A 1,510-nucleotide genomic window follows, 5' to 3' on the forward strand; every position below is an offset into this window, starting at 1 on the left:
AGCTTCCTTCGCCCCTGCGGCCCCCGGTCCTTGCGTATCTCGAAGTCCATTGCATCCCCTGAGCTGGGGTGTTGCAACGACCACTAGAACTCAAGCCCCCACGCGAGGGCCTTTTTGTTGCTACCGTGCAGTTGCGACATGTTCGCAATAAGAGAGGGGAGAGGGCCTGCCGTGCCCACCCGAGCGCCCTCTCCTGCCGCCGCTACGCCAGAGCGAAGTCCCGCGCGGATGTGTTGCCGCACGCCCCCTGAGGGAGGTATGAAACGTCCTGCTCGTGATCGTCTTCTCACCCTTCACGCGGCAGGCGGAGAAACGGGAGCCCCCGCGAGGACGTGACTCGCGGGGGCTTTCCCCCTCCCCGGGGTCCACCGCTCGGTGGAGGCTGTGCGGTGCGGCGGCCCTGAAGCCGCTCACCCGCACGGCACGTTGAGGGACAGCAAGGCCGCGGTCCCGTCGGCCAGCCGGAGTTCGGTGACCGCCGCGTTGCCCAGCCGCGGGAGCACCCGGCGGTACTCGCCCAGCGGGATGGACAGCAGGGAGCACAGCACCAGCCGGAGCAGCGTGTTGTGGGCGACGACCAGGACGCGTTTGCCGGGGTGGGCGCTCGCGATGCGGCGCAGCACGGCGGCGCCGCGGGCCGCGGCGGTCCGGGGGTCCTCCGCCTCCGGGAAGGGGTACGACACCGGGCAGGTCCGGAACGCCTTCGCCCGCGCCGGGTTCTCGGCCTCGAACTCGGCGAGGGTGCGGCCCTCCACGACGCCGAAGTCGCATTCACGCAGGGCGGGTTCGCGATGCGCGGTGAGACCGAGGGCGCGGCAGGCGGGTTCGGCGGTGGCGACGGCGCGGGAGAGCGTCGACGTCCAGACGGCGTCCACGGGGTGGGCGGCGATCCACCGGCCGAGGGCCTCCGCCTGGGCCCGGCCCTCATCCGTGAGGGGGACGTCACTCACTCCCGCGTAGCGGTTCTCGGCGTGCCAGACGGTCTGGCCGTGCCGGGCCAGCAGCAGGGTCGTGCCCGCCAGAGGTGCGGGGCTCATGGCGTCGGTCGTGCTCGTCGTCGTACTCATGACCCCGCAGTATCCAGGTCAAGGCGTGCTCGCGCGGGCGGGTCGGCGAAGAGCGGAATGGCTCGTGCCGGTACCTCCCGCGGGCTTAGGATCGCGGGTCCAAGACATCCGTCCGGTGCGGAGGTGCTCGTGAGCAAGTACTTGGACTGCCTCAACTGCGGCACGATGCAGAACTTCCGCCTGCTGGAACCCCCCGAGAAGGCGGCGGTCAAGGTGATCACGCAGGCGGACTACGTGGATGACTACTGGCGCTGCGAGGCCGCCCACTGCCTGCGGTTCCAGCGCTGGTACGCCAAGGGGGACGGGGGCACCCTCCCCGAGGAGTTCCTGGCCCCCGTCCCGGACAGGTCCTAGTGTCCTGAGTCTTAGGAAAGCCGTAGAAGTATGCTGGGCTCATGGCGCGTATGGGTCGGCCGACGGTCGAAGTGGTCCTGACGGATGAT

Annotated in this window: 2 protein-coding genes; one reads left to right on the forward strand and one right to left on the reverse strand. The window is 70.0% G+C overall.

What is annotated here, in order from left to right; all coding sequences use genetic code 11:
* Positions 1-410: 410 nt before the first annotated feature.
* Positions 411-1,067, reverse strand: coding sequence for a histidine phosphatase family protein (locus AB0D57_RS47745; RefSeq protein ID WP_362088776.1), 657 nt, complete (start codon positions 1,065-1,067; stop codon positions 411-413).
* Between the two features lie 129 nt (positions 1,068-1,196).
* Between AB0D57_RS47745 and AB0D57_RS47750 the strand changes: the two genes are divergently transcribed.
* Entirely contained in the window at positions 1,197-1,421 is a 225-nt protein-coding gene (locus AB0D57_RS47750; RefSeq protein WP_362088777.1) for a hypothetical protein, read from the forward strand.
* The last annotated feature ends 89 nt before the right edge of the window (positions 1,422-1,510 follow it).

The organism is Streptomyces sp. NPDC048275, assembly GCF_040652275.1.
GTDB lineage: Bacteria > Actinomycetota > Actinomycetes > Streptomycetales > Streptomycetaceae > Streptomyces.

Excerpts from the sequence above, each read along its gene's own strand:
- AB0D57_RS47745 (WP_362088776.1), bottom strand. The coding sequence starts at position 1,067 with ATGAGTACGACGACGAGCACGACCGACGCCATGAGCCCCGCACCTCTG.